Origin of the sequence: Aquimarina hainanensis, assembly GCF_042684685.1 — a bacterium.
GTDB lineage: Bacteria > Bacteroidota > Bacteroidia > Flavobacteriales > Flavobacteriaceae > Aquimarina > Aquimarina hainanensis.
In genome coordinates, this window is record NZ_JBHULX010000039.1 from 901319 (window position 1) to 926149 (window position 24831).

The window sequence follows — 24831 nt, forward strand, 5'->3', positions numbered from 1 at the left end:
AACTATTTATTTATTAATTATTAGGGTATTTATAGATTGAGTACTCTACACATAGAGTAAGTTTCACTACTCTAAAAAATCCAAATTACACCTCGACAGCTGTGTTTTTCGATAAAAGAAACCTTTACTTCTAATAAGTTCTCTATGATATCTTTTTCTCCAATCAAGCTCTTACTTAAGTGCACTTTGAAAGGTGTGAAGTTCTCAGGTTATTCATTTTAATTTTTATTTGTTTCGAGAAAAGTAAAACTATAGGTATCAGACACACTCACATGTCCTTTACTATCAATAGCTTCTACACTCCAGAAAACTCTTACTGGATTTAGTACTTCTACTTGATTTCCAGCTGTGAGAATACTTAAATCATTTAATTGTTGAATTCTTCTCGCTAATTTTTGAGAAAAAACAAATGAGGTTTCTTCCCCTACATCAAATTTTTCTTCCAGAGAAGTTAATGAGGTATACACTATTGTTACCCTATATGTAACCGCTTCTTTTTCTTTAGAAACCGATGGAGTCCATTTTAATTTTAAACCTTCTAAAAAAACGCGCTTTGCATTATTGATGGGCAATACCAACTTAGGTGGTGATAGTAATGAACTTTTAATCGGCGCATCTTCTTTTTCACAGGAAGTGAGTATACATAGAGTGGTCATTACAAAAATGAAAATACTCTTTTTCATAGTTTTAAAATCGTTAAAAATTAATAATACAAGGGCTGTCTACCTACATTTTGTAAGCAAACCACCGTGTAAAAACCAGAATATATTATACTGGTTGGTTATAAAAAATGATTGATTATTGGACGACTACAACATTGGATTGTTCGAATAATTGATATCCGCTAAACACGCCAATTCCATTAGTAACATTACTTCTAAAATTGGAGGGTTCATAGAATGGGTGATTAGGATTGTATTCTGACAACAATTTATGGAAATCATAATACAGTTTATCGACGGTGTATAGATATGTTTTAATTCTCATCTTCTGTCCTTCATTTCTAGTAAACAAGGCCTTTCCATAGAAATCGATAATTCCATCAGGAGATCTTTTATCGGTTAGAAATTTAGGCGACGGATAAATTTCATCAGATATCTCTGAATAAAAATTATCAAGCATATCACTATTAATCCCAAAAGATATCGCCCTCTCTGTACCATCTGAAGGTCCATCCGAAGTTTCGTAAGTATCTGTAGCAAACACAATATAATAGTTCTCTTGATCTGGTATATCCCCGATCTGAAAAAACACATTTTCTGTCTGATATGTTCCCCCAGAAAAAAACTTAGGTTCCAAAATTGTAGTATTCATAGAAGGGATGGTCGTCTCTGCTGTCACTTTTTGGAAACCATCTACTATAACTTCCAGGGTATACATCTGCCCTTCTTTTATAGGAAACTCAGTACCTGGCAACATATATTTCTTACGAACCGGGTTATATGATAACTCTTTTCTCAGTCCATTTCCCTCAATGGTTACTTTGGCATCTTTAACCAATAAATCATCCAGTAAGGTGTCTTCCAATCCTAACTGATCAGCTCTATTAAATGATTTTGACACATTTATCTTTATAGTATCTTCTTGAGGTGATATAAAACCAAACACTACTATTTTTTCTCCATATATGTCTAATCTATCTGATAAATCTACTTCTTTTTCACAGGATGAACTGCATATTAGCGCTATGCATAGTACCCCATAAAATAACTGTATATTCTTCATGATCTTATGTTTTTTTTTAAAATTCTAATTTGTATGAAAAAGAAGGAATAATCCCCAATAGAGATATACGCTGTAATTCATACAAATTAGAATCGTAATTTTTCTTTATTCGATACCCAAAAGGGTTATATCTGGCATACGCATTATATATACTAATCTCCCAAGTTCTTTTTCTTCCTTTCTTCTGTTTGTGAAACTGAATCCCTAGATCCAATCGATGTGTACTCTCTCCTCTAAAATCATTTTTTTGACTAAAAACCCCTAGATTACCGATAACATCGTCTCCATTGGGTCTGTACAAATCATTAATCGGAGTATTAAAAACAGTTTTAATACCTCCATTAGCCAAGCTATAGTTATTTCCTGATCCATATATCCAATTCGCTCCTAATGTTATTTTCTTGCTCGGTTTATAACTCAATACGACAGATGCATCATGTCTTCTATCGTATTTTGCTAAAAACTTTTTCCCAAAATTAACGTCATCAAATTGTCGTTCTGACCAGGATAATGCATACCCAATCCACCCAGAAAACTTTCCAAATTTCTTTTGTAAAAAAAACTCTGTTCCGTATGCCCATGCTTTTCCCGATGTTACTACTTCATTAAAATCGAATTGTTCTACACTTGATGAATTTGTTCCCAAAAAACCAGCTCCTTCCTTATAACCTATTACATTGTCTGATTTTTTATAATACGATTCTATTGAAAGTGATATATTATTTTTAAAATCTTTTATTGCTCCTATTGCTAGTTGTTTTGAAGATTGGGGTCGGATTTTTTCGGTAGATGGCACCCATAAATCTGTGGGTAATAAAGCTCCGGAACTGGTTAATAAATGCACATATTGATTCATTGATGAATAAGAGGCTTTTATTGCCAGGTTTTTTTGTATTCTATAACCGAATGATATCCGTGGTTCTGGTTTAATATAAATTTTACTCCCGCTTTTAAAGCTACTGATCCGCGCTCCGATATTAGCCTTCAATCGTTGGGTTATTTTCCAGTCATCTTCTACATAAACTGCCAACTCATTATTGATATATTTTCTTCCCAGAAAAGTCGAAGCATTGCTCGAATGGTCTACTGATAATACCCCTGGATTAAATTCGTGATTTGTAAAATGTACTCCTGTTCGAATATGATGTTCCAGAGAGGGTATTATATCCATGTCATACTTAATCCCCAAATCCCTTATATTCGATTCATACATGGTTGCGACAGTATTTTTTTCCAAACTTCTCTCTGTTTTAATATAGAAAGAATAATCACTATAGATTAAAGAGGTATTGGCAAAACTTTTGGCATTGAATTGGTGGTTCCATCGAAGGGTTGTAGTTGCATTTCCCCATGACATTTCTGAAAAATCATCTCCAAAAACTTTATCTTTTTCTTCTGAACCAAAACTATCCCGTCCAAAATACCCACTGGCATACAACTTATCTTTTTTACCCAGTTCAAAATTGACTTTCATGTTCATATCAAAAAAACTAAGTGTCGGACGTTCACCTTCTTTTTTAACAAGAGGTCTTACAATTAAATCGATATAACTTCTCCTTCCTGAAAACAAAAAGGAACTTTTATTTTTCTTAATTGGTCCTTCTATGGTAACATTCGAAGAGATTAATCCTATTCCTATTTTTCCGTGATATTCTTTTTTATTCCCTTCTATCATTCTCATATCAATAACAGATGATAAACGACCTCCATATCTGGCTGGAAAGGCACCTTTGTATAATTTTGCACTTTTTAATGCATCTCCACTAAATACTGAAAACAGCCCCAAAACGTGATTTACATTATACACGGTAGCATCATCCAATATAATCAGATTCTGATCTGGTCCTCCTCCTCTTACGTACAGCCCGGTATTCCCTTCTGCTCCTGCATGTACTCCCGGCATTAACTGAAATACCTTGAGCATATCTTTTTCTCCTAATAACATGGGAACATCTTGTGCTTGTTTTATCGGTAACCCTATTTCACTCATCTGAGAAGATCTGCTTTCTTTTTCCTTTTCTTTTTTATCAGAGACTACCACTACTTCATTGAGATATGTAATATCTTCTTCCATAAAAAAATCTTCTTGTATGTTTGATGTCAAAACAATGTCTCTGGAGATTGTTTTAAACCCTAAAAACGAATATGTAATTTCATGTGTCCCCTCTGGTAATGTCAATGAATAAAAACCATATCCATTGGTTATTACCCCTTTCTGTAAAGAGGTTGCGTAGATCGCAACTCCTGGTAATAACTCCTGACTATCTTTATCTTTAATATACCCTGAAATAGTATATTTTTTTGGAGGTTCTACTTCAAGAATCACGACCGTTTCTCCTATATATTTATAGGAAAGAAACGCCGGGGATAATATCTCTTTTAATATGTAATCTAGACTTTTATTTACATATGTTTTATCTATTTTATTTTGAAGCGATTTCAGATTATTATTGAAAGCAAATGAACCTTTTTTGGTATTCTTTTCTAATCTTTCTAATGCTTCTTTTATTGTTATATTCTCTAATACTATTGAAATACCACTCTCTTGCGCTTGTATTGTTTTTGCAATACAGAAAGTGAATAAAATCCAAATAAGTTGTCGCATTTATTCTATTTTATAACTCTCTTTTTCTTCTATTATCTGAATTCCACATGTAATTCTTAAAATTTCGATAACTTCTGAAAGGGCTATTTTACTAAACTTGGTTGATAAATTACAATCTATTGATGTTTCATCAACTACACTAATTTGTTTTTCGTAATATTGATTAAGATATGTTATTACTTCGGTAAGCGGTGTATTATTAAACTCGAATATTCCTGTCTTCCAAGACATAAAATTTTTGTCTCTGTTTTCATATGCTACTAGTTCATGAGCATTCAGGAATGCAGTATATCCGGGAGTCACCACAACAGAAGCATTTATATGAGATGCTTTTACCCCAACTTTTCCCGTTGCTACTGTCACTTTTGTTTCTGTACTATCGTTTTTAATATTGAATGAAGTTCCCAGTACTGTTACCTCTGAATCATTCATTGTAATTACGAAAGGTTTCTCTTTATTTTCTGCTACATCAAAGAACGCTTCTCCTTTTAGCTCCACATTTCTTATATTAGAAGAAAAGCGATTCGGATATTGTAGTGTTGCATTTTTATTTAACCATACCTTTGTTCCATCAGCCAGTATAACTTCTTTTCCTTTTGAGGAATTCGTATTTTCTGCTATAACAATGTTCTCCTCAGTCATATCCGAATACAAATAATAGCCGGCAGCAGTAACCATAAATAACACTACTAATATCGCAGCTATTCTTCTTAGATATGTATATAATGGAATGACTTTGGGCGTTTCTTTTTTTCTAGCCTGAACAGCTTTTTCGATCTTATCCAATGCTGTTTCTGTATCAAAATCAATTATATTAACCTCTGCCCCTTCTAAGTCCCATAGCCGCTTAAGCATTAGATATTCAGTTTTATTTTGCTCTATAAACAAACTTACTTGTGCTTCTTCTGCAGCTGTTGTTTCTTTTAAAAAGTGCTTTGATAATATTTCATAAAAATTATCCATATTCTGGTGTTCTTAGATGGCTACACTAATATGTCGATAAAAATTGACCACCCCCCTATTCCGAGCTTCTTTTTTTTAATTGTATCTCGTTGGTTGGTCAAAAACCATGATATCATATAACTCTCTCGTCATTTTATCAAACATTGCAGTAAATTCTTCATTCTCGTTTTGAAAAGAGCATTTAGTATTCTTTTTACAAAGGCGCTTCTCTCTTCCTTCCCGAGAATTCTTTTCTATTTTTAGCAAGCCTCCATCTAAATTACTAAAAAACGGAAAGACAACTGATATTTCATTAATATTATCACATCTTTTTATGATATCAAATCGTAACTCATTTGAGTCTGATACTGCTATAAAAGCAATCATAAGTAACACATATAGTTTCATATCGATCCTTTTTATGGGTATTACCCTATTAAAAGATAGCCGATATTTAATTTGTGCTCGAAAACACCATTGAGTAAAAAAATTATCCTAGATCTAAATTCCTCAAAGGTTCGTACAAATCATATATCAAAACTTCCTCGCGATTTTTAATTCCTAATAAATTCATTAACAAAACTGGTTTCTCGTTTTTCTCATAAAAAGTTCTTTCTGAGAAAGTGTTTTTTTTTGGGTACATCATATTAATTTGTTTATTTCTATGTCGAATAAAAAAAGAAAACACCCCTATAGGTGGATTTCTTTTTTTAATATTTATCTTATTTTTAAGCTATAATTCCTAATAAATAAATCAAAATAAGAAAATCATGTCTGCTTAGGATTTTATACATATGTCTGAAAGTTTTCTCAATCTGACTTTGTATAGAATCATCTTTTACGGAAAATTGTGTAAACATTTCCAGGTACGATATATTTTCTTTATTTTTTTCAAAAAAGAACTCTCTTATATTTGGAGAAAGCTTACAAGCAAAATATTGAAGTAAGGTACCTAAATATTCATTGTCCAACCGAGTCGTCACATAGGTCTCTAAATCATAGATTAGAAATTCGTTTTTGATTCTCTCTTTGAATTGCATAATCATCATTTGCTCCTGATGATTATTTTTTCCTAAGATTGATTTAGACAAAACATAATTTATACTATACATAAAGCAACATCTTTAATAGTTCTTTTACTTTATGTCGTAAGAAAACAGTCCCTCCCCTATTCTGGGATTAAAAAATTTTAAGTAGGACTAATAATGCGAAGAAATCATGAGTTTTGAGAAGGCTTCTCATTTCTTTTAAAGCTTTTCCCATTTGGTTTTCGACTGTTTTTATCGATACTCCTTGTTCTTCTGCTATTTCTCTGTATGTCAGACCGGATTTTCTACTTAAAAGAAACACTTCTCTGGTTTTGAGTGGGAGTTTAGAAGCAAAAAACAATAGTAGCGGTTCAATATCCTGTTCATCCATATCTGCAGTTTCTACAGTTCCAAAATCAGAAAAAGAATCAACTGCTACTTCTTTTTGAGTAGTTTGTTTCCGTAAATAATCAATACATTTAAATTTTGTACTTCTCAGGAGAAAGCGCTCTGGTTTATCTATAGTAGTAACCTTATCATTTTCCCATAATTGTATAAACAACCCTTGCACAATATCTTCTGCAATATCATTGTTATTGACAATTTTAGTCGCATAATTACATAAGGGACTATAATACTCCTGAAATAAATCTTTGATTGACAATTGGAATTTTTTTGGGTCTATTCACGCTGTAAAGATAAATTTTTTAGAATTATATTTTTCAAATCATCTTTATTTAACGGTTTATTTATGATATCATTCATTCCGATTTCAAAGCATTCTTCCTGAACCTCACCTAATTCCGAGGCTGTTAACGCTATGATAGGAATGCTGGTATTAAACTCCCGAATCTGCTTGGTAGCTTCTACTCCATCCATATATGGCATATTCAGATCCATCAAAACAAGGTCAAAATCGTATTCTTCGACCATACGTTTTGCATTAAATCCATTCTCTACAATAACACATTCATATCCTATAATTTTTAACAGGTTTTGAGTAACAATCTGGTTTATTTTATTGTCTTCTGCTACTAGGATTTTTTTCCTTTCCACTTCTCTGGATACCTCTATGTTATCTGGTTCTTCTTTTTCTGCTACTATTTTCAATTCTATATCGAAGAAAAATTTCGTTCCTTTTCCTTCACAACTTTCCAGATGAATATCACTATTCATTGTTTTGAGCAAGTTTTTTACAATGGAAAGTCCTAAACCGGTTCCCTCTGATGTATTGGTCTTGCTATGTATTTGAGAAAACTTTTCAAACACATATTCTTTCTTATCTTCAGGTATTCCTACCCCATTATCCTCTACCTCAAACTTTAAAACCGCATGGGTATCTGTTACTGACTGAGTATTAATTCGCAACCATATTTTTCCGTCATCTGTAAACTTAGAAGCATTTCCTATTAAATTAACCAGTATCTCCGACAGACGAAGAGAGTCTACCATTAATGATTTAGGGATATCTTCTGATACCTCTAAGACTAACTCATTGTTTTTACTTTTTGCCTGATATTCGAATGAGTTTAATAAATTTCTGGACAGCTTTAAAATATTGGTTGGTGTTTCTGTCAGTTTTATTTTCTTAGACTCTATTTTACTAATCTGGAGCACATTATTTACCAGGTTTAATAAGTAGTCTCCTGAAAATTTTAAAGAATCTAATAATTTTCGGTGTTTTCCTAATACCCGATTATCTTCGAGTAAGAGTGATGTAATTCCTACCACTCCATACAAGGGAGTTCTCAATTCGTGGCTCACCGTAGAAATAAACTGAGATTTCATCAGGGTCAACTTTTCTGCTTCTTTTTTAGCTTCTATTAACTCCTGATTTTTTTCTTTGAGCACTTCACTTAATTTCTTTTCAGAACGATACACTTTATTAAAAAAGAATACTGCTCCCAGTAATGAAATTAACCCCACAACAGAAATGACATTAATACTTCTATTATTTCGCGCTACACTTGCCTGATAGTTTTTTTCTTTTTTAGCAGATTCTAACTCCCTTTCATATTCGGCTACACTAAAACTAACTTTGGCTATTTCTATTTGTTTTAGTTGTTCTTTATTGTACAATCTATCCTTGAAATGCTCATATGTCTTTAGATCATAGTAGGCATTTTTATAATCTCCTTGATTAAAATACAGCTCCGAGCGTGCTTTATAAACATCTGATAACTCTATCAGCATATCATTTTTTCGAGCCATTTCTATGGCTTCGTTAAAACATTTTTTGGCGATAGCCAGCTTTTTTTTGCTCATGTAATATCTTCCAAAAAGATATTTTACATTACAGAACATACTATCATCCCCAATTAACTTTAAAAGCTTATCTGCTTCTAGCAGGTATGCATACGCTTTATCAAATTCTTTTCTATCTATATATGTCCAGGCTAGGTTGATTAATGGAGTAGCATATTGATAACTATCGTCTACTGATCGACCTATTTCTCTGGCTCTATTATAGAATTTTAATGACTCTTCGAGGTTATTATAGCCATCAGAGTATACATTCCCAAGACCATTAAGATTCCATAAAATCAATGTAGAATCTTTAGCTAGCTCTGCATACCTCAGTGCTTTTCTATAATTTTTTTCGGAACTTTTGAAATCTACCAGTACCTCATAATTGGTCCCTAAGAGGAAATAGGCTCTACTTTTGTAATAATCACTATTAATTTCATATGCATAATTTGTTGCTTTTATTGCATAATCAATTGATTCTTTTATACGGTATTCTTCAATAAGTATATGTGATCTTTCTATGAGTTTTTGCAAGCTATCATTAACTACATGGGTAGGCTTTTTTTGGGCAACAGCAGCAAAAAATGAGTAAAACACCAAATATGTCACCATTAATATCCTTCTCAAATTTCGTTTCATTTTATTTCAGTATTTTCCTCTATTTTTTCTCTTAATTCATTTAGTGTTGTGAGTTTTTTAGATTAAATATTGCCCTTAGTTGTTTAAGTTACTAAAAAATATTTTTAAAAAACATTGTTTTCCACATTAATTAATAACTTTTTTTTATTCGTGTTTATTGTCTTTTTTTTCGCGTAACTATATATATTCCAATTATTACAATACCAGATCCAATCATTTGTACAGATGAAAGCTGCTCCCCTAGCAGAAAATAAGCTAATACAATGGTAGAAGCCGGTCCTAAACTCGCTATAATAGAAAAATTAGATGCTCCTAATCTGGCAATAGCCGCCGAAACCAAATACGAAGGGGCTAAAGTAGAAAAAATTGCCATAATTCCTCCTATTAAATACACTTCTGTTGGATAAACTGTCAAATCTTCTCTATCAAACAACAAATACTGTACTAGTACACATATCGAAGAAACAATCATCACATACGAAGTAAATGTTACAACCCCAAACTTAGGGATAAGCCATCCGCTTCCTACCAGATAAGATGCATATGTTAATGCGCTTAGAAATATTAAAAATGCTCCTAGTTCTAAGTGTGAAGAGTTGGCTCCCACCTCCTCCCAGAATGTTATTGTGACTCCCACATAAGTTATCCCTATAGCGATCAACTGCCTATTACTTATTTTCTTCTTAAAAAAGAACCGAGAAATCAGAAGAACCAGCGTCGGATAGATAAAAAGAATAATTCGTTCTAAACCTGCCTTTATATATTGTAATCCCAAAAAATCAAAGTAACTAGCTAAATAATATCCAATTACTCCAAAAAACAAAACCCAGCCATAGTCTGATTGTGTTACTTTTTCTGGATGTTTCAGACGACTCCATATACCGATAACAATATAGAACGGTAATGAGAAGATCATTCTAAACAATAATAAATGTTCTGAAGAAATCTGATATTCATACGCCATTTTTACAAGCACTGCTTTTGCCGAGAAAAGAATAACTCCCAAAATAGCGAATACGATTCCTGTATATGTGCTACTATTTGTTTTCATAAAACCAAAATAACTTCTTTGAAATGACATAGGAACTACGAAATAAATATGAATTACGATTCCCAATAAAAAAAGCCTTTTGAATTATCAAAAGGCTCTCTTTCTATTTTTTTATATTTTAATTTTAGACATTAAATAAGAAATGCATCACATCTCCATCTCCAACGATATATGCTTTCCCTTCTACACCTAATTTTCCTGCTTCTTTTACTTTCGCTTCACTTCCATACGAAACAAAGTCTTCATATTTTATCACCTCGGCTCTAATAAAACCTTTCTCAAAATCTGTGTGAATAACTCCGGCTGCCTGAGGGGCAGTTGCGCCAATAGGAATTGTCCAGGCTCTTACCTCTTTTACTCCTGCGGTAAAATACGTCTGTTGATTTAATAGCTTATATGCTGCCCTAATTAATACAGAAGCTCCTGGTTCCTCTAATCCCATATCTTGTAAGAATAACTGTCTTTCTTCATAATCTTCCAATTCTGTAATATCTGCTTCTGTAGCCACAGCCAAAATAATGACTTCTGCATTTTCTGATGCTACTACTTCTTTTACCTTATCCACATATGCATTTCCTTTAGTAGCAGCTCCTTCGTCTACATTACATACATATAACACAGGCTTATCTGTAATAAACTGTAATGGTTTTACATATGCTAAATGATCATCTTCAGATACCTCTATTGCCCTAACAGAGACTCCTGATTCCAAACCTTCTTTCAGCTTTAATAAAACAGCTTCTTCTTTTTGGGCTTCTTTATTTCCTGTTTTTGCTGCTCTTTTTACCTTATCCAGTTTTTTATCAACTGTTTCTAAATCTTTAAGCTGCAACTCAATATCAATAGTTTCTTTATCTCTTATCGGATCTACAGACCCATCCACATGGACTATATTATCATTCTCAAAACATCTCAAAACATGAATAATAGCATCCGTCTCGCGAATATTTCCCAGAAATTGATTTCCTAACCCTTCTCCTTTACTAGCTCCCTTTACCAATCCTGCGATATCAACAATTTCTACAGTAGCAGGGATTACTTTTTCCGGATTTACTAAATCTTCTAATTTTTCTAATCGAGGATCCGGAACGTTTACCACTCCTATGTTAGGTTCTATAGTACAAAAAGGAAAATTAGCACTTTGGGCTTTTGCATTCGATAAACAATTAAACAAAGTAGATTTTCCTACATTGGGTAACCCTACAATTCCTGCTTTCATAGTTGTATTAAATTATTTGTAATCTAAAAATAAGATATAACGTATTCTATTTTTTTAAAGAGAGCAAAGATAAGAGTATTCCTCTATAGAAAACAATATTAATTTTCTGAATACAACACATCTTTAGTGGTTTCATAATCTTTATCCTGTTTTCATTCTAAAACCAATCAAATTATTGATGTAAAAACATAATTAAATTACGGAAAAACCGCTAATGTTTTAACATTAAAAATTATTTTTAATCAATAAACTTAACCGTTCATTAGCAATTCCTCATATTTTTATGTTAATAAACAATAGTTTTTAAATATATTTAGCGTCAAATTAATTTAAATATTCTTTTATGAAAAAATTCACAATCATCCTTTTTGGCTTAATAACCAGTGTTTGTTTAGCCCAACAGACCGTCACAGGTACCATTACGGATTCTAATGGTTCTCCCTTACCTGGAGTTAATATTATAGAAAAAGGGACAAATAACGGAGCTTCTTCTGATTTTAATGGAAAATATTCCATTGATGTCGATGCAGGTGCTACTTTGGTATTCAGTTATGTTGGTTTTACCACAAAAGAAGTTGTCGTAGGTAGTCAAACTGTAATTGATGTAACACTTGCTAGTGGAGATGAATTAGAAGAAGTATTATTGGTTGGTTCCAGAGCCTTACCCAGAAGTAATACAACATCCTCTCTTCCTATTGATGTTTTACCAGCTAAAGAACTTTCTTCTACTGGTCAAATCACATTCGATAAAGCACTACAATACAAAATTCCATCATTTAACACCGTACAAACGCCTGTTAATGATGCTACCTCCTTATTAGATCCATATGAAATCCGAAATATGGGACCTAGTAGAACTTTAATTCTGATTAACGGAAAACGAAAAAATCTAAGTGCGCTATTATATACACAAACATCTCCTGGTAGAGGTGAAACTGGAGCTGATATCTCGGCGATTCCAACTGATGCGATCAAACGAGTAGAAATTTTACGTGACGGAGCATCTGCTCAATATGGATCTGATGCAATTGCTGGGGTAATGAATATTATCCTGAAAGATGATGTGAATCAAGGTTCTGCAACCTTACGTACAGGAATTACTTCTGAAGGAGATGGAGAATCTATCGCTTTTAGTCTTAATAACGGAAGTACTATAGGAGATGATAAAGGATATATTAATTATACTATAGACCTGTCCAAAGTAAACCTGGCAAATCGTCCGGGTACTGTTGATGCAGCAGGAGAAGCTGCCGATTTCGAAGCAGACATAGCAGATGTAGAAGCCTTTCTAAGATTACATCCTGATGCTGGAAATATCAATGGTTCTCCAGAAACTGCAGCTTCTAAGTTTCTGGTAAATGGAGCATACAATGTAAATGAAGACTCTGAATTATATTTTAATGCTGCCTATGTTTATAAAAAGGTAAATAGTTTTGCTAACTACAGAACTCCATACTGGAGAACCGAAAGTGACTTCCCATACTTAGCTGACTTTTTTCCGAATGGACCAAATGGTGAATATATCGGGTATCTTCCTACTTTTGAAGGGGACTTAAATGATTATAACGGTACGATAGGTTTCAAAACTAAGAAAAACGGATGGAACTACGATATCAGTTATACTACAGGAGGAAACTCACAAGACTATTCCGTAAACAACTCTCATAACAGAAGTGATGTAAGAAACCCAGATACATATCTTGGAGATATAAATAATAATGGAACTGTAGATCTTACACCATACGATCTTAATAATGATGGTACCGTAGATCCTAATGAAGGAGTTGAACTATTACAAGGAGATTTTAAGTATAGAGAAAACAGTCCTATTTCATTTGATCCGGGTGGTACAAAATTTAGACATAGCGTTGGAAATATCGATATTGCCAAGTTATTATCAGAACAAGTTAGTATTGGTTTTGGTGCGGAGTTTAGAACAGAAACATTCGAGATCATTGAAGGTGATTTAGCTTCATATGACGGAGGAGGTGCAGATTCTTTTGCTGGAAACCGTCCTGAAAACTCTGGAAAATTCAATCGCTATAACTTTGGAGGATATTTCGATATCTCTGCTGATATTACAAAAGATTTCCTTGTTAACGGAACCATTCGTTTAGAAGACTATAGCGATTTTGGAGAAGCATTTGTCTGGAAATTGAGTACCCGATACAAGTTCCTTGATGACAAATTAACGATAAGAGCCTCTGCATCAACTGGTTTCAGAGCCCCTACATTACATCAAATTTACACCCAAAAAGCACAATTTAGTTTTGTTCCTGGACAGGGAATACAGGTAGGTGGATTAATCAATAATGTATCCCCTCAGGCTAGATTACTGGCAATTCCAAAATTAGACGCAGAAAAGTCAACCAATATTACGGTAGGTTTTGGAGCAAAATTAAACAGAAATATCAATTTTACATTTGACTACTATAACATTCAGGTAAAAGACCGAATTGTATTAAGTACAGAAATTACTGGAACAGAAGCTGGAAATACTCCACTGGATCAGGTATTACAGGACAACAACCTATCTGATGTAAGTTTCTTTGTTAATGCATTAGACACTAGAACTTCTGGTATAGATGTAGTAGCCAGCTATAGAAACATTGAAGTAGGTTCCGGAACTCTTGGTTTTAGTCTTTCTGGTAACTATACTATTGAAAACGAAAGAGACGGAGATGTAAAAAACCCTACCTTAATAGCCAATGCAGGACAATCTGTTGTAAATGATACCCAGGAAGCCTTATTCTTTACCTCCAGACCAATAACAAAATGGATCCTGGGGACTAATTATAAAGTAGGTCAGTTTGGTTTCTCTTTAAACAACACATACTTCGGTAAAACGACGTTCAGACAGCAAGGGATGAGCAATGACCTAAAAACCGAATTTATCCCTAAAATTGTAACAGATCTAGGAGTGAATTATAATGCTACAGATAACCTTACATTTAACCTTAATATAAATAATATTCTGAATGTACTGCCTGAATGGGAATTTAAAGCAAGAAATGCTGCCGGAGAAGCGATCCTGAATGACCCTGCACAGGTTGAAAATCAATCAAACCTGATTACCTTTAACCAGCGATATTCTCAAATGACATATGATGGATACCACTTTAGTCAATTAGGGACGTTATTCAATCTGTCGATGAATTATAAGTTTTAAAAAACGAGAATTATATAACAAAAAAACCTGCACAAAGCAGGTTTTTTTATTTTATCTCGTTGCATCGTATATCCTGAACCTAATTCCTATACGGGCATAATAATCAAAAAATTTACTTTCTACATCTACCAGGTTATCTACGAAATCATTTGTGATCCCTGCTTCTGCCATCACATCTACCATTTCTCCAATTCCCCAACTTGCTCCTACTCCATAAACACCACTAATGATAATTTGTTCATATTGATCCGATTCTAATTTCTGATCTCCAATTTCAAAACCGGTATTTACTCTAAAAGAAGGTCCTACATTAGCAAAGACTCTGAACTCTTCTCCTCCTATAAAATACCGAAACTTAGGACTGAACCCTACCTGTAGTGCTTGAAACTGATCTCCATAGGCAACTCCTAATCCAGTATTACTCTCGGTTATTTTACTATTTCGCTGTAATAATTCAAAAGAAAATACAATACTGGATCTGGCTCTGTTATCCAACATATATCCATAGCCGGCATTTAAATAAAAACCATTACTAAAAACAGTCTCTACATTCTGATGATCCATTTTGGATCGGAGTAAACCTCCTGTTACTTCCCATCGATACTGTCCGTAAGAAGCCATTGAGGAAATAATTAGTACTAGTAAAAGTGCTATTCTTTTCATAAATAAAAATAATTACATCTGTTGTATTCGGTTAAATAATGTACAACACTGCGAAAATACTAAAAAATTAAGGGCATAAAAAAACCTGTCTATACAGACAGGTCTTCTTTATTAACACGTGTTATATATTACAATTTGTGCATGAACGCTTGTTTCTGTAATAAAAATTCTTCTGTTTCTTCAATATCCTCATCAGGCACGCAACAATCCACTGGGCATACAGCTGCACATTGTGGTTCTTCATGAAACCCTTTACATTCAGTACATTTATCCGGAACGATATAATATACTTCGTCACTTATTGGTTCTTGTGATTCATCAGAGTTTACTTCTTTTCCTCCCGGAAGTACTACATCTCCTTCCAGTTCGGTACCATCGGAATATCTCCAATCGTCGGCACCTTCATAAATAGCGGTATTTGGGCACTCAGGCTCACATGCTCCGCAATTTATGCATTCATCCGTAATAATAATTGCCATAGCTTTTTTTTCTTCTAAATTTGTACTACAAAATTAAGTCCTAAACTAGTTATAAACAAATTAGAAATGATTTTATCTGAGCGAATTGCTGCTTTTTCTAAGTTGAGTAAATTTTTAAATCAATTCACCCATCCCGATTATACAAGGGATGAAAGCGTTTTATTAAACCATAATTTTTTTGATAAAATGACCGAACTTATCCATGCGGCTAGCCATCATAATGGCTGGTTTACCCCTGATAATGTCATTTTTTCACTATCCCAATGGAGCAAAGCGCTTCAAAAAGAACAACTTACCAACTGGATTTCAGCATACAAACTCGAGGAAAAACCACCCAAAAAGATTGGACTTATATTAGCTGGAAATATTCCACTTGTCGGTTTTCATGATTTTTTATCTGTTTTGATCTCAGGAAATGATGCTATTATCAAACTCTCTTCTGATGACACCAAACTATTACCTTTTCTCGCTTCTTACTTAATCGCAGTGGAACCCAGATTCAAAGAAAAAATCAGTTTCACAGAAGAAAAACTACAATCTTTTGACGCTATTATTGCTACTGGTAGTAATAACACTGCCCGATATTTCGAACATTATTTTAATAAAGTTCCCAACATCATCAGAAAAAACAGAAATTCTGTTGCTATACTTACCGGAAAAGAAACTCCTGAACAATTAAATGCCTTAGGAGAAGATATTTTCCGCTATTTTGGTCTAGGTTGTAGGAGTGTTTCCAAATTATTTGTTCCCGAAGGATATGACTTTGATACTTTTTTCAAAGCTACTTTCCAGTATAATGATATAATAAACGGTGCAAAATATGCGAATAACTATGATTATAATAAAGCGGTGTACTTAATGAGCAATTATACCTTATTAGAGAATGGTTTCCTAATGCTCAAAGAAGATAGTAGTTACTCCTCTCCTATCGCAACCTTGTTTTATGAGAAGTATAAATCCTTAGAAGAGCTAGATAAAAAACTAACAGCAGATCAAGATAAAATCCAATGCATTGTAAGTGCCTATCTAGACAAAAAACACATTGCTTTTGGGCAAACTCAATCTCCCCAGCTTGATGATTATGCTGATGGGGTGGATGTTATTGAATTTTTGATAAAAATTCAGTAAATAATTTATTATTTTCACAGCTGTTTTGTACCTAATAATTAGCACCTTTGTAGAGGTTCTTTTAATAACGTAGAACCGTAAAGGGAAAATGTGAAATCAATTAATTAACAACAATAAAAACTACTGATGAAAAAGCATAATTTTAGCGCTGGACCTTGTATCTTACCACAAGATGTATTTAAAGAAGCTTCTCAAGCCATATTAGATTTTAATAATTCCGGCCTTTCCATTTTAGAGATATCGCATCGTAGCAACGATTTTGTTGATGTTATGGAGGAAGCCAGAAGCTTAGCATTAGAGCTTTTAGGGCTAGAAGGTAAAGGATATAAAGCGCTATTTCTTCAGGGGGGAGCCAGTACACAGTTCTTAATGACCGCTCAGAACCTACTCAGTAAAAAAGCGGGATATATCAATACCGGAACTTGGAGTAGTAAAGCGATCAAAGAAGCAAAGTTATTTGGTGAAGTAGTAGAAGTTGCTTCTTCTAAAGATGCTAATTTTAACTACATCCCAAAAGGTTATGACATTCCAACAGATTTGGATTACCTACACCTAACCAGTAATAACACTATTTTTGGAACTCAAATAAAAGAGTTCCCTACAACCAATGTTCCTTTGGTCTGTGATATGAGTAGTGATATTTTTTCCAGACAATTAGATTTTTCTAAGTTTAGTTTAATTTATGCTGGAGCACAAAAAAATATGGGACCGGCGGGAGCAACATTGGTGATTATAAAAGAAGATATCCTCGGGCAGATAGAAAGAGAAATCCCTTCTATGCTGGACTATCAGATTCATATAAGTAAAGGCAGTATGTTTAATACACCTCCTGTATTCGCCGTATACACTTCTATGCTTACATTGAGATGGGTAAAGAAAATGGGAGGAATTGCTGCTGTAGAAGAACTCAATGAGAAAAAGGCTAAACTGATATATTCTGAAATAGATGTCAACCCATTATTCCAAGGATTTGCTGCTATAGAAGATCGTTCTGATATGAATGCCACTTTTAAACTTGTTGACGGAGACCTAAAAGAAGCCTTTGATTCTATGTGGAATGAAGCAGGAATTAATGGTCTAAACGGTCACAGAAGTGTGGGAGGCTATCGAGCAAGTATATACAACGCATTAAGTTTAGACAGTGTAGCCGTACTGGTAGACGTAATGGGGGATTTAGAAAGAAAAGCATAAACATTTTAATTTTTTTAAGAATCTATAATGAAAGTATTAGCTAACGACGGGGTTTCTAAAAGCGGAGTTCAAGCGCTGGAAAATGCCGGTTTTGAAGTAATTACTACCAATGTAGCACAAGATCAGTTGGTAGATTATATTAATCAAAATGAAATTACAGTATTATTGGTACGCAGTGCTACCAAAGTGCGAACAGATATTATTGATAACTGCCCTTCTCTGAGAGTTATTGGTCGTGGAGGAGTAGGAATGGATAATATTGATGTAGCCTACGCCAGAGAAAAAGGATTGAGTGTTATCAATACCCCTGCAGCTTCTTCGGGATCAGTTGCAGAATTGGTATTTGCACATTTGTATAGTGGGGTTCGTTTTTTACACGACTCTAACAGAAATATGCCACTGGAAGGCGACAGTAAATTCAAAGTATTAAAGAAAGCATATGCTGCCGGAACTGAATTACGAGGAAAAACCCTAGGAATTATAGGAATTGGAAGAATCGGACAAGCAACTGCTAAAATTGCTTTAGGAGTTGGGATGAAAGTGATCGCTTATGATCCTTTTATTGAAGAGGTTAGCATTCCTTTAGAATTTTACGATGGACAAAAGGTAACCTTTGACATAAAAACTATTTCCAAAGAAGAAGTACTTAAAAATTCAGATTTTATTACCCTGCACGTACCTGCTCAGAAAGAGTATGTAATCGGTAAAGGAGAAATCGAACTTATGAAAAATGAAGCAGGAATTATCAATGCTTCACGGGGAGGAGTTATTGACGAGGTTGCTCTTGTCGATGCACTTGACAAAGGAAAACTAGGTTTTTCTGGCTTAGATGTGTTTGAAAATGAACCAACTCCTGCAATAAAAGTATTAATGAACTCGAAAATATCTCTTACTCCTCATATCGGTGCTGCTACCGGAGAAGCACAAGATCGAATCGGGAAAGAGCTTGCAGAACAAATTATCGATATTTTAAAGTAATTTTTTAATATCATATTTATTTTATAAAACATCGTTTTTTCTGATCAGAAAAAACGATGTTTTCTTTTTAGAATAAAAAATATACACTCTCTATAAAAAATTAAAAGAAGCTACAAGTCAAAAACATTAATAAAAAAGCCTTAAAAAAGCTCTTTAGCGACAAAAAGCAACATTTTATCGATATTGATTTAAAAATCATATAATACAATTCTATTCCTTCGAAATAAAATGTAAATTTATGTTATAACAAAATAAACAAAATATGTCTGGAATTTTAGATTTATTAAATAGCCCTATTGGTAAGCAAATTATTAGTGGTGTTAGTAATCAAACAGGTCAGTCTACTGACAAAACAAGTAATTTATTAAGTATGGCTATGCCTGTATTAATGGGAGCAATGCAACGAAACGCATCTACTCCTGAGGGAGCCTCTGGTTTATTAGGAGCTCTTACAGGTAAGCATACCGGTGGAATTTTAGATAATTTAGGTGGTCTTTTTGATGGAGGAGTTGACGAAAGTGTAACAAACGATGGAGCAGGAATATTAGGACATATTTTAGGAAGTAAACAAACAGCTGTAGAAAACAGTCTAAGTCAGAAATCAGGTATCGACGCTGGTTCTGTCGGACAAATCCTGAAAGTAGCGGCTCCAATCTTAATGGGAGTACTAGGAAAACAAGCTTCGCAAAACAATGTAAGTGATGCTAGTGGGTTAAGTGGTCTACTTGGCGGAATGCTTGGTGGAGGAACTGGTTCTAAAGAGCAATCACTTATCGAAACATTCCTTGATGCAGATGGAGATGGAAGCGTGTTAGATGATGTAGCTGGTATGTTATTAAATAGTGGAAAGAAAAAAGGTGGTCTGGGAGGATTATTAGGAGGACTTTTTGGTAAATAACCTTCTGATATTATCCGGCAGACGTCATTATACGATGCATAAAATTAACGCTCTTTTCTACAAAGGAGCGTTTTTTGTTTTCCTTCTAAAATGTTAAAGACATTCTATTATCAGTATCTTTTTCGTACCTTGATCACCGTATAAGCATATGAAAACTATCCTACAAATATCATTACTCTTCATTTTTATTTATAGTTGTTCTTCTACAAATAAAGGAAAAGATATGAATGCTCCAATCACCACAGATATTGGTTCTGATACGATTAGAATTAGCAATGATAGTCTGTCATATGAAATTATCATTATAGAGCCCGGATTCAATGCCTGGCTAGTAACCCAAAGACCCAGAGGATTTTACTCTAAACAATTTCTTGCGAATCGAAACAGACAATATGTAATTGAATACAATCAACGAGTATTACAACCTCAGCGATTTAACCCCAATATATACGAGCAACAAATCAATTATCAAAGCAATATTGATTATGGATATGAAGTAAATTACTTACTGTTTAATTACTTCTTATTCTTAGAGCAGCGGTATCGACAACGATTCATATTAACAAGATCTTAAAGTTTTGATTCTGGATCTTTTTAATTGTATTTTCGTGCTATGAAGAAACTAAAAGATCGGTGGGAAATCAAAAAAAACTGGCAATTAATTTTTCCCTTTTTAGGTCTGGTTGCCCTACTCTTTTGCTCTTATTTATTAAGCAAAGCTTTTTTGAGTTTTTTTCCTTCCTTATTACATACTATTACCTACAAGAGTATTTTATATCCTCTTATCTTATTAATTACATACGTGCTATATAGAGTAACCATATATCTATTTCATAAACTGGAAAAAAAATGGAAGATCAACTATAAATGGGAAATGATAGCCATCTTCATTGTGTTTGCAATTACGGGATCCGTTTCTGCAAAAATATCAGAGCCTATCATTTCTTTTTTAGGAATTCATAAAGGCAATACAAACGGTTGGATTTATTGGCCTGTACGGTTACTATTAATATTTCCCGCCTACCAAATATTACTTTTAATTACCGGGTGGCTATTCGGGCAATTCACATTTTTCTGGGACTTTGAAAAGAAAATGCTTCGAAGAATGGGATTTGCCAAGATGTTAAGAGATTAAGAAGGATCAATATCTACAATTGTATCTTCCTTTTTCTTTTTGACAACATAGGTATACAGCCACATAATAGAAAACGTAGGAATTACATCTAATCCTGGAAGTGCTTCTTCAATAAGAGTAAATATCCCAGCTGCTTTTCCTGTATTCCCTTTATACATTCTGGTCATCAACCAAGCAGCGATCGGAGCCCAGACAATATCCCCGAACTCCCCTACTCCGGGAATAAAAAAAGTTACCATTCCCATGGCATCAAAAAGTATACTCAGAGCTAGTTTTTTGTATTTATCATCTTTCATATAATAACATAATAGGTTTTATATCATAAAGATAACAAATAGTATTCCAAAAAAATACTATGTCAAATCGGCTGTAATCAACCTCAAAAACTCCGTTCTTGTTTCTATTTTTTCGAACTGTCCTCTAAAACCAGAAGTTGTAGTAACTGAATTTTGTTTCTGAACTCCTCTCATCATCATGCACATATGAGATGCTTCAATAACTACTGCCACTCCCTTAGGCTGTAAAGTACTATTAATGCATTCCAAAATATCATGCGTCAATCGTTCCTGTACTTGCAATCTTCTGGAAAACACATCGACAATTCTTGGAATTTTGCTCAAACCTACTATATATCCATTAGGTATATAAGCAACATGTGCTTTCCCAAAAAAAGGCAACATATGATGCTCACATAAGGAATACAGTTCAATGTCTTTCACTATAACCATATCATCATAATCTTCCTTAAACATAGCACCTCTTAGAATTTCTTCCGGGTTAAGGTGATATCCCTGGGTAAGAAATTGCATCGCCTTAGCTGCTCTTTCTGGGGTTTTTACAATTCCTTCTCTTTCTACATCCTCTCCTATATCTTCTATTATCGATCTGTATTCATTTTTAATACTTTCAGTAACTTTTATATTGTATTCTTCAAAATTTTTATACGCCATTTTTTTTCTTTTACCAGGTTATCTTTCCTCTTTTCATCTAGCATAATTCATACCAAGTTCAGAGATTTTACAAACCTAATTGTTTCCTTTTTTTATCAGTTGTTAAAAATAGTCAAATAATACCCGTAAACATATTTTAGGATCAAGAAATTGATCGGAGTTTATTTCTTACTTATCATTTCTTTATTTTTCATAAATTATTGTTAAAAACAATATTTATTTAAGAAAAACAAAGGGAATCAAGTCGCTATAATCCAGTTTTTAACTTTTTATTAGTAAGGGTGCATGTATTACAAAGCTAGTTTTGCAAATGAAAACAAAATAAGAAACGCCAAAAGATTTATGAATTTGCAATTTCCTCTAAGAATAAGCCTTCTTCTTTTATTCTTTAGTACCGCTGTAATCGCACAAGATAAAAAGGTATTAACTGCGACAAGAATTGATACTCCCCCTACTATAGATGGCATTCTTACGGATAAGATTTGGGATGAACTTCCTTCTTTTGGAGATTTTCATATGTGGCAACCTGGAAATGACGGTGATATTCCTTCTTCAATTCGAAGTGAAGTAAAAATGGGATATGATGATAAAGCTGTTTATTTTGCTGCATATTTATATGATGACAAACCGGAACAAATTTTACGACAAATTAGTCAAAGGGATGATGTTTTTGTTCAAGCTGATTTTTTTGTTATTTCTTTAAACACCTATAATGACGGTTTAAACGAGACGCGTTTTTTTGTAACCAGTGCTGGTACCATCGGGGATGCCCGTGCTGATCAGTTTCAAGAAGATTTTAGTTATAATGTAGTATTTGATGCCAAAGTATCTATTGATGAAAAGGGATGGTATGCTGAGTTCAAAATCCCGTATAATGCCCTCCGGTTCCCTGATACAGAAATACAGGATTGGGGGATCAATTTCTATAGAAAATTAAGTCGTCAGAACGAAACACATACCTGGAACAGAATTGATAACTCAATAGGACAGCAAACACAATATTCAGGAATAGTAGAAGGCGTTAAAAATATAACTCCTCCTATTCGTCTGACCTTTTTCCCTTTTGCTCAGGTTGTAGAAACCTTTAAAGAAGGAAAAGCAAAAACTGATTTTACTGCCGGAATGGATCTAAAGTACGGTATCAGTAACAGTTTCACACTGGATGCTACCCTTATCCCTGATTTTGGACAAGCTGCTTTTGATGAAGTCCGGTTAAACTTAGGTCCATTCGAACAGACCTTTGATGAAAACAGGCAATTTTTTACTGAAGGAACAGAACTTTTTAATAAAGGAGATATTTTCTTCTCCAGGCGTATAGGAAATGCTCCTACCAAAAGAGTTTCTGATGATGAACTTTCGGAAAATGAAGTAGCAGAAGATGTTCCTGCAAAGGTAAATCTGCTCAATGCGTTAAAAATTTCGGGAAGAACCAAAGATAATTTAGGAATCGGCTTCTTTAATGCTGTCACCGAAAAAACCGAAGTCACTATTACAGATACTGTCTCGCTAGAAACAAGAAAAAAAGTAGTTGAGTCCCTAGCTAATTATAATATTCTGGTATTTGACCAACAATTTAATAACAATTCCTCTATCTCTCTGATCAATACTAATGTCACCAGAAATGGTAGTGACTTCAGAGATGCTAATGTTACTGGACTGGTATGGAACTTAACAAATAAAAGGAATTCTTACCGGTTAACCGGTAGAACTATAATGAGTCAGGTTAATACTCCCGGAGATAATATTGCTGGTTTTGCAACTGAAATTGATTTTGATCGAATTAAAGGAAATTTCAGATATGGTTTTGGATATGACCTAGCCAATACTTCATATGACATTAACGATATGGGGGTTAATTTCAGAAATAATTTTAACAATTTTAGAGTAAATGCTTCTTATGAAAGTTTTAAACCTGTAGGCTGGTTTAACAAATATCGGGTCAATGTATTTGTACGACATAATCGATTGTATGACCCCAGTACACAAACAAGGAATGTATTTGGCGGAAATGCTTTCTTCAGTACTAAAAATCGAACTGCATTCGGTGGGTTTACTTCTTTTAATACTAAAAATAAAGACTATTTCGAACCCAGAGTTTCCGGTAAATTTGTATTGATTAATCCGAGTTACGGAGGATCTATGTGGATATCTACTGATTACAGAAAAAAATTCGCTTTTGATGCTGATCTCCGCTATAGAAAATGGTTCGATGACCCAAGACGATTTTATAGAATGGAATTCTCTCCTAGGTTTCGGTTTTCCGATCGTTTTCTGCTCATTCTCTTTTCTCAATATCTAAGATCTGATAATGAGTTTGGCTATGTAGATAATGATGATACAGATGTATTTTTTGGTCAAAGGGATATTACTTCTTTAGAAAACTCCATTAGTGCCAGCTATAATTTTGATCCCTTTAAATCAATCAACTTAAGGTTTAGAAACTTTTGGAGCACTGCTGATTATTCTGATAATATCTTTACGCGATTAAATGATAATGGGACCCGTTCTTTGATTGAGAATTATGATATCTCTGAGAATGATCCTAATCGAAATTTCAACATTTGGAATTTAGACCTTAGTTTTAACTGGAGATTTGCTCCCGGAAGTCTTGCTACTCTTCTATACCGAAATCAAATTTTTAATCAGGATGAGCTCTCTGATATTGATTATATAGAAAGCCTGGATACCCTATTTGATCAGAACATTACTCATAATGTATCCCTGCGCATTGTTTACTTTCTGGACGTAAATAATGTAAAAGAATTCTTTTAATTCACGATCATT

At 33.7% G+C, this 24831-nt stretch carries 22 protein-coding genes; 8 read left to right on the plus strand and 14 right to left on the minus strand.

Annotation, left to right across the window (positions count from 1 at the left end; translation table 11 throughout):
- Nucleotides 1-218: 218 nt before the first annotated feature.
- The 10 genes from ACFSTE_RS19870 to ychF form a co-directional block, all read right to left on the minus strand.
- Nucleotides 219-683, minus strand: a complete 465-nt coding sequence (locus tag ACFSTE_RS19870; RefSeq protein WP_378255315.1) for a hypothetical protein — start codon at nt 681-683, stop codon at nt 219-221.
- Between the two features lie 115 nt (nt 684-798).
- On the minus strand, nt 799-1725 hold the full coding sequence (locus tag ACFSTE_RS19875; protein WP_378255317.1) for a DUF4249 domain-containing protein: 927 nt from the start codon (nt 1723-1725) through the stop codon (nt 799-801).
- A 16-nt stretch (nt 1726-1741) separates the two neighbouring features.
- Entirely contained in the window at nt 1742-4330 is a 2589-nt protein-coding gene (locus ACFSTE_RS19880; RefSeq protein WP_378255319.1) for a TonB-dependent receptor, read from the minus strand.
- Nucleotides 4331-5293: a FecR family protein gene (locus tag ACFSTE_RS19885; protein ID WP_378255321.1), complete on the minus strand. Its 963-nt coding sequence runs from the start codon at nt 5291-5293 to the stop codon at nt 4331-4333. It abuts the gene before it with no gap.
- 75 nt (nt 5294-5368) lie between these two features.
- Entirely contained in the window at nt 5369-5680 is a 312-nt protein-coding gene (locus tag ACFSTE_RS19890) for a hypothetical protein (protein WP_176029921.1), read from the minus strand.
- 320 nt (nt 5681-6000) lie between these two features.
- Nucleotides 6001-6384: a hypothetical protein gene (locus ACFSTE_RS19895; RefSeq protein WP_176029920.1), complete on the minus strand. Its 384-nt coding sequence runs from the start codon at nt 6382-6384 to the stop codon at nt 6001-6003.
- A gap of 67 nt (nt 6385-6451) precedes the next feature.
- Nucleotides 6452-6964, minus strand: coding sequence for an RNA polymerase sigma-70 factor (locus tag ACFSTE_RS19900; protein ID WP_378255325.1), 513 nt, complete (start codon nt 6962-6964; stop codon nt 6452-6454).
- Between the two features lie 17 nt (nt 6965-6981).
- Nucleotides 6982-9186, minus strand: a complete 2205-nt coding sequence (locus ACFSTE_RS19905) for a tetratricopeptide repeat-containing hybrid sensor histidine kinase/response regulator (protein WP_176029918.1) — start codon at nt 9184-9186, stop codon at nt 6982-6984.
- Between the two features lie 154 nt (nt 9187-9340).
- Nucleotides 9341-10237, minus strand: coding sequence for a DMT family transporter (locus ACFSTE_RS19910; RefSeq protein WP_176029917.1), 897 nt, complete (start codon nt 10235-10237; stop codon nt 9341-9343).
- Nucleotides 10238-10361: 124 nt separating this feature from the next.
- Nucleotides 10362-11456, minus strand: coding sequence for a redox-regulated ATPase YchF (ychF, locus tag ACFSTE_RS19915; protein ID WP_378255328.1), 1095 nt, complete (start codon nt 11454-11456; stop codon nt 10362-10364).
- A gap of 343 nt (nt 11457-11799) precedes the next feature.
- On the opposite strand from ychF, the gene ACFSTE_RS19920 reads away from it, so the two are divergent.
- On the plus strand, nt 11800-14625 hold the full coding sequence (locus tag ACFSTE_RS19920) for a TonB-dependent receptor (protein ID WP_378255329.1): 2826 nt from the start codon (nt 11800-11802) through the stop codon (nt 14623-14625).
- 51 nt (nt 14626-14676) lie between these two features.
- Here ACFSTE_RS19920 and ACFSTE_RS19925 read toward each other — a convergent pair whose 3' ends face one another.
- Both ACFSTE_RS19925 and ACFSTE_RS19930 read right to left on the minus strand, forming a co-directional pair.
- The gene (locus ACFSTE_RS19925; RefSeq protein WP_176029914.1) at nt 14677-15288 is read right to left on the minus strand and encodes an outer membrane beta-barrel protein; all 612 of its coding nucleotides are present in this window, start codon (nt 15286-15288) and stop codon (nt 14677-14679) included.
- Between the two features lie 128 nt (nt 15289-15416).
- Nucleotides 15417-15767, minus strand: a complete 351-nt coding sequence (locus tag ACFSTE_RS19930) for a 4Fe-4S dicluster domain-containing protein (protein ID WP_378255332.1) — start codon at nt 15765-15767, stop codon at nt 15417-15419.
- 66 nt (nt 15768-15833) lie between these two features.
- Between ACFSTE_RS19930 and ACFSTE_RS19935 the strand changes: the two genes are divergently transcribed.
- The 6 genes from ACFSTE_RS19935 (at nt 15834) to ACFSTE_RS19960 (ending at nt 21097) form a co-directional block, all read left to right on the plus strand.
- Complete coding sequence (locus ACFSTE_RS19935) at nt 15834-16895, plus strand: acyl-CoA reductase (RefSeq protein ID WP_378255334.1); 1062 nt, start codon at nt 15834-15836, stop codon at nt 16893-16895.
- 126 nt (nt 16896-17021) lie between these two features.
- Complete coding sequence (gene serC, locus ACFSTE_RS19940; protein ID WP_378255336.1) at nt 17022-18086, plus strand: 3-phosphoserine/phosphohydroxythreonine transaminase; 1065 nt, start codon at nt 17022-17024, stop codon at nt 18084-18086.
- A gap of 27 nt (nt 18087-18113) precedes the next feature.
- The gene (locus ACFSTE_RS19945) at nt 18114-19064 is read left to right on the plus strand and encodes a D-2-hydroxyacid dehydrogenase (RefSeq protein ID WP_176029910.1); all 951 of its coding nucleotides are present in this window, start codon (nt 18114-18116) and stop codon (nt 19062-19064) included.
- A gap of 262 nt (nt 19065-19326) precedes the next feature.
- Nucleotides 19327-19962, plus strand: a complete 636-nt coding sequence (locus ACFSTE_RS19950) for a DUF937 domain-containing protein (protein WP_176029909.1) — start codon at nt 19327-19329, stop codon at nt 19960-19962.
- 148 nt (nt 19963-20110) lie between these two features.
- Nucleotides 20111-20536 (plus strand): DUF6146 family protein, encoded by a 426-nt coding sequence (locus tag ACFSTE_RS19955; protein ID WP_378255338.1) that lies wholly within the window; start codon nt 20111-20113, stop codon nt 20534-20536.
- Nucleotides 20537-20575: 39 nt separating this feature from the next.
- Nucleotides 20576-21097 (plus strand): DUF6787 family protein, encoded by a 522-nt coding sequence (locus ACFSTE_RS19960; RefSeq protein WP_378255340.1) that lies wholly within the window; start codon nt 20576-20578, stop codon nt 21095-21097.
- Here ACFSTE_RS19960 and ACFSTE_RS19965 read toward each other — a convergent pair.
- Both ACFSTE_RS19965 and folE read right to left on the minus strand, forming a co-directional pair.
- On the minus strand, nt 21094-21393 hold the full coding sequence (locus tag ACFSTE_RS19965; protein ID WP_176029906.1) for a hypothetical protein: 300 nt from the start codon (nt 21391-21393) through the stop codon (nt 21094-21096). The two genes, ACFSTE_RS19960 and ACFSTE_RS19965, sit on opposite strands and share 4 nt — an antisense overlap.
- 57 nt (nt 21394-21450) lie before the next feature.
- Nucleotides 21451-22047, minus strand: coding sequence for a GTP cyclohydrolase I FolE (gene folE / locus ACFSTE_RS19970; RefSeq protein ID WP_176029905.1), 597 nt, complete (start codon nt 22045-22047; stop codon nt 21451-21453).
- A gap of 342 nt (nt 22048-22389) precedes the next feature.
- On the opposite strand from folE, the gene ACFSTE_RS19975 reads away from it, so the two are divergent.
- Entirely contained in the window at nt 22390-24819 is a 2430-nt protein-coding gene (locus ACFSTE_RS19975) for a DUF5916 domain-containing protein (protein WP_176029904.1), read from the plus strand.
- Nucleotides 24820-24831: the final 12 nt, after the last annotated feature.